Below are 5,246 nucleotides of genomic sequence, written 5' to 3' on the forward strand. Positions count from 1 at the left end.
GGTTCGGTCAAGCTGCCGCAGGAAAAGGCAGCTGCCGAGTAACGGCAATTTGAAGCGCGATCGGCAGGAGTGGAATCCGTTTTTGCTCACGATTTCGCTTTGATCTGCTCAACGAGGCGGCCGCGTCAACGCGGCCGCTTGCATGTTTAGAGCCCGGAGCTTATCTCGTGAGCTTCGGTGAAACGCGCCGCCTGACCTCAGGGCCATCAAGCGTTACCAAGCGGAGAATCAGGCATGGCTTCGGCTGCTGAACAATTAGCCTCGAATCTGAATTTCTCGGCCTTCGCCAAGGCGGAGGATTTGAAGAAGCGCATCTGGTTCACGATCGGCGCGCTGCTGGTTTATCGCCTCGGCACCTACATCCCGCTTCCCGGTATCAATCCCGACGCCTTCGCCCAGGCCTTCTCTTCGCAGAGCAAGGGCGTGCTCGGCATGTTCAACATGTTCGCCGGCGGCGCCGTGCAGCGCATGGCGATCTTTGCGCTCGGCATCATGCCTTACATCTCCGCCTCCATCATCATGCAGCTGATGACCTCGGTCATCCCGTCACTGGAAGCGCTGAAGAAGGAAGGCGAACAGGGCCGCAAGGTGATCAACCAGTACACGCGCTACGGCACCGTGCTGCTTGCGCTGGTTCAGGCCTATGGCATTTCTGTCGGGCTGGAAGGCGGCAACGGCATCGTCAGTGACCCCGGCATGTTCTTCCGCATCTCGACCGTCGTCACGCTGGTCGGCGGCACCATGTTCCTGATGTGGCTGGGCGAGCAGATCACCGCCCGCGGCATCGGCAACGGTATTTCGCTGATCATCTTCTCCGGCATCGTCGCCGGCCTGCCGCACGCCATCTCCGGCACGCTGGAGCTTGGCCGCACCGGCGCGCTGTCGACCGGCCTGATCCTGGCGATCATCGTGCTGGCTATCGTCGTCATTGCGCTCATCGTGTTCTTCGAGCGCGCCCAGCGCCGCTTGCTGATCCAGTATCCGAAGCGCCAGGTCGGCAACCGGATGTTCCAGGGCGATACCTCGCATCTGCCGCTGAAGCTCAACACGTCGGGCGTCATTCCGCCGATCTTTGCCTCGTCGCTGCTTTTGCTGCCGGCCACCGTCGCCGGCTTCTCGCAGACGACGAACCTGCCGGCGTGGGCAAGCACCGTGCTCGCCTCGCTCGGCCACGGCCAGCCGCTCTACATGCTGTTTTATGCGGCGATGATCGTGTTCTTCGCCTTCTTCTACACCGCGATTGTCTTCAACCCGAAGGACACCGCCGACCAGCTCAAGAAGCATTCGGGCTTCATCCCGGGCTATCGTCCGGGCGAGCGCACCGCCGATTATATCGATTACGTTCTCACCCGCATCACCGTCGTCGGCGCCATCTATCTGGTGCTGGTGTGCCTGCTGCCGGAGTTCCTGATCTCGGCGACTGGCGTACCATTCTACCTTGGTGGCACATCGCTTCTGATCGTGGTCAGTGTCACGCTCGATACGGTTGCGCAGATTCAGGGTCACCTGATCGCGCACCAGTATGAAGGCCTGATCAAGAAGTCGAAGCTGCGCGGGGGGAAGAAAGCCAGATGAGGTTGATATTGCTTGGGCCGCCAGGAGCGGGCAAGGGGACGCAAGCACAAAGACTGGTAGAAAAACACGGCATACCCCAGCTCTCGACGGGCGACATGCTGCGTGCTGCCGTCCAGGCAGGCACCGAGGTTGGCAAGCGCGCCAAGGCGGTGATGGATGCCGGTGAACTGGTGTCCGACGCGATCGTCAACGCGATCGTCGCTGAGCGTATCGATCAGCCCGACTGCGCCAAGGGGTTCATCCTCGACGGCTATCCGCGGACCCTGGTGCAGGCGGATGCGGTCGAGCAGATGCTGTCGGATCGCTCCCAGGGGCTCGACGCCGTCATTGAACTCGTGGTCGACGACAAGGCCCTGGTTGGCCGGATCGTCAAACGCGCCGACGAGGCGCAGGCCGCCGGCCTTCCCGTTCGCAAGGACGACAATCCGACCGTGTTCGAAGAGCGCTTGAGAGAATACTACAAGAAGACGTCGCCGCTGATTGGCTACTACTATGCCAAGGGCAAGCTCCGCAGTGTCGACGGCATGGCCGATATCGACGCCGTGACGGAACAGATCGAAGCGGTGCTCAAGGACGCGGTGCGGGGAAATTAACGATTGCACTTGACGGAGGCGGTTCGCTGCGGTATGGCGGCCCGTCTTCCTATCAGGCATGAGCTTTGCTTGTCCGCAAGGGCAGGGCAGCCGCATTGAACTGGAAACTCCCGCATGGGCCGGCCTCCACCGGACGCGGGGCAACTTAAGACAGCGCCGAGCCTACCTTGTTTTTGAGGATTGGCCGGCCCACATGGAGAAGGGAAGAACATGGCTCGTATAGCCGGCGTCAACATTCCGACCAACAAGCGCGTTGTCATTGCGCTTCAGTACATTCACGGCATTGGCAAGCGGTTCGCCCAGGAGATCGTCGACAAGGTCGGCATCCCGGCCGAGCGCCGCGTCAACCAGCTGACCGATGCGGAAGTGCTGCAGATCCGCGAGACCATCGATCGCGATTACCAGGTTGAAGGCGACCTGCGCCGCGAAGTCTCGATGAACATCAAGCGGCTCATGGACCTCGGCTGCTACCGCGGCCTGCGTCACCGCCGCTCGCTGCCGGTCCGCGGCCAGCGCACGCATACCAATGCGCGCACCCGCAAGGGCCCGGCCAAGTCGATCGCCGGCAAGAAGAAGTAATTTTTTTAGGGGAATAAGGGAGTAGGGGAGTAAGGCAGTAGGGAATGCCCGCCAGTCGGGTCGCATTTTTCCCTACTCCCTTGCTGCCCTATTCCCCTACTCCCTTACGAAGGTGGAGCCGCTGGCATTACGGCGGTGTAGAGATCAACTGAAAGGACTATCATGGCCAAGGAAGCCGCTCGTGTTCGCCGTCGCGAACGCAAGAATATCTCGTCGGGCGTTGCCCACGTCAATTCGACCTTCAACAACACGATGATCACCATCACCGATGCACAGGGCAATTCGATTGCCTGGTCGTCGGCCGGTGCCCAGGGCTTCAAGGGTTCGCGCAAGTCGACCCCGTTCGCTGCCCAGATGGCTGCCGAGGATGTTGCCAAGAAGGCCCAGGAACACGGCATGCGCATGCTCGAAGTCGAGGTCTGCGGACCCGGCTCCGGTCGTGAATCGGCACTGCGCGCCCTGCAGGCGGCCGGCTTCACCATCACCTCGATCCGTGATGTGACGCCGATCCCGCACAATGGCTGCCGCCCGCGCAAGAAGCGTCGCGTCTAAGCATTTACCGAACGCCGCGCGAGCCCCCTTGGGCGCTCCTCCGCGGCATTCCAGGTCGCCCGCCACGATTGGATGGTGGCGGGTCAACGGAAGGAAAGCATCATGATCCAGAAAAATTGGCAGGAACTGATCAAGCCGAACAAGATCGAGTTCTCGTCGAAGAAGAAGACGCTGACCACGCTGGTCGCCGAGCCTCTCGAGCGTGGCTTTGGCCTGACGCTGGGCAACGCGCTGCGCCGCGTGCTTCTGTCTTCGCTGCGCGGTGCGGCTGTTACCGCCGTGCAGATCGACGGCGTTCTACATGAATTCTCGTCCATCGCCGGTGTGCGCGAGGACGTGACCGACATCGTCTTGAATATCAAGGAAATCGCCATCCGCATGGAAGGCGATGGTCCCAAGCGCATGGTCGTTCGCAAGCAGGGACCGGGTGCGGTTCTTGCCGGCGACATCCAGACGGTTGGCGACGTCGAGATCCTCAACCCCGACCACGTCATCTGCACGCTGGACGAAGGCGCTGAAATCCGCATGGAATTCACCGTCGACACCGGCAAGGGTTACGTGCCGGCCGACCGCAACCGCGCCGAAGACGCGCCGATCGGCCTCATCCCGGTCGACAGCCTTTATTCGCCGGTCAAGAAGGTCTCCTACAAGGTCGAGAACACCCGCGAGGGCCAGGTTCTCGACTATGACAAGCTGACCATGACGATCGAGACCGACGGTTCGATCACCGGCGAGGACGCAGTGGCTTTCGCCGCCCGCATCCTGCAGGACCAGCTCGGCCTGTTCGTCAACTTCGACGAGCCGCAGAAGGAAGTCGCCGCCGAGGCCGTCACCGAGCTCGCCTTCAACCCGGCGCTGCTCAAGAAGGTCGACGAACTCGAGCTTTCGGTGCGTTCGGCCAACTGCCTGAAGAACGACAACATCGTCTATATCGGCGACCTGATCCAGAAGACCGAGGCCGAGATGCTGCGCACCCCGAACTTCGGCCGCAAGTCGCTGAACGAGATCAAGGAAGTCCTGGCGGCGATGGGCCTGCACCTCGGCATGGAAGTGCCGGACTGGCCGCCGGAAAACATCGAAGACCTCGCCAAGCGTTACGAAGACCAATATTGAGCATGAATTCCAAGGATCGGCGGCGTGGGCCGCTCGATCCGACGGTCATGCGGAAAACCATCAGAGGCCGCGGCCTCTTGAACAACTGAAGAAGGAAAAGAGCCATGCGCCACGGTTTCAAAGGCCGCCGCTTCGCCCGAAGCATTAGCCATCGCAAGTCGATGTTCGCCAACCTCGCCGTGTCGCTGCTCGAGCACGAGCAGATCGTCACAACCTTGCCGAAGGCGAAGGACCTGCGTCCGATCGTCGAGAAGCTGGTGACGCTCGGCAAGCGTGGCGACCTGCACGCCCGCCGCCAGGTCATTGCCCAGATCGGCAATGAAGGCGTCGTCAAGCGTCTGTTCGACACCATCGCGCCGCGCTACGCCAACCGCAATGGCGGCTATCTGCGCATCATGAAGGCGGGCTTCCGTCACGGTGACAACGCCGCCATGGCTGTCATCGAATTCGTCGATCGCGACGTCTCGGCCAAGGGCGCCGGCGACCGCGCTCGCATCGAGGCCGAAAGCGCTGACGCGGACGCCGCAGCCGCATAAGGCTCGGTTTTCCCAAATGAGTTCAAAGGGGCCTGCGGGCCCCTTTTTGTTTTCTGAAAGCAGCAAACCGCGCCGGAATCCGATTTCCGGGCATGCCCCTGGGATTTTGGCCCAAAATAGTCGGATTTCAGCGGCTTAGCCTTTCATTTTGCACAATCGTCGGGACAATGCCCCCGAACTTGCCTTGGAGGATTCGCGAATGCGCGCCAGAAGACTGCCCTTTGTTCTGCTTTTCGCCATCATGGCGTTTGCGGCCGCACCGGTGGTCAGGCAGGCATTGGCCGAGGAGACCAAGACC

6 protein-coding genes are annotated in these 5,246 nt (G+C 61.4%); all 6 read left to right on the forward strand.

What is annotated here, in order from left to right:
- The first annotated feature begins 234 nt into the window (after positions 1-234).
- Positions 235-1,575: a preprotein translocase subunit SecY gene (secY, locus tag EN932_RS28410; RefSeq protein WP_013531435.1), complete on the forward strand. Its 1,341-nt coding sequence runs from the start codon at positions 235-237 to the stop codon at positions 1,573-1,575.
- Entirely contained in the window at positions 1,572-2,168 is a 597-nt protein-coding gene (locus EN932_RS28415) for an adenylate kinase (RefSeq protein ID WP_013531436.1), read from the forward strand. Before secY ends, EN932_RS28415 begins: the two co-directional genes overlap by 4 nt.
- 210 nt (positions 2,169-2,378) lie before the next feature.
- Complete coding sequence (gene rpsM, locus EN932_RS28420) at positions 2,379-2,747, forward strand: 30S ribosomal protein S13 (protein ID WP_013531437.1); 369 nt, start codon at positions 2,379-2,381, stop codon at positions 2,745-2,747.
- Between the two features lie 162 nt (positions 2,748-2,909).
- Positions 2,910-3,299, forward strand: coding sequence for a 30S ribosomal protein S11 (rpsK, locus tag EN932_RS28425; RefSeq protein WP_006205444.1), 390 nt, complete (start codon positions 2,910-2,912; stop codon positions 3,297-3,299).
- Between the two features lie 102 nt (positions 3,300-3,401).
- On the forward strand, positions 3,402-4,412 hold the full coding sequence (locus EN932_RS28430) for a DNA-directed RNA polymerase subunit alpha (protein WP_013531438.1): 1,011 nt from the start codon (positions 3,402-3,404) through the stop codon (positions 4,410-4,412).
- 104 nt (positions 4,413-4,516) lie between these two features.
- A complete protein-coding gene (gene rplQ / locus EN932_RS28435) occupies positions 4,517-4,948 on the forward strand; it encodes a 50S ribosomal protein L17 (RefSeq protein WP_013531439.1) in 432 nt (143 codons plus the stop codon).
- Positions 4,949-5,246: the final 298 nt, after the last annotated feature.

The organism is Mesorhizobium sp. M7A.F.Ca.US.002.01.1.1, from assembly GCF_004022955.1.
Lineage (GTDB): Bacteria > Pseudomonadota > Alphaproteobacteria > Rhizobiales > Rhizobiaceae > Mesorhizobium > Mesorhizobium ciceri.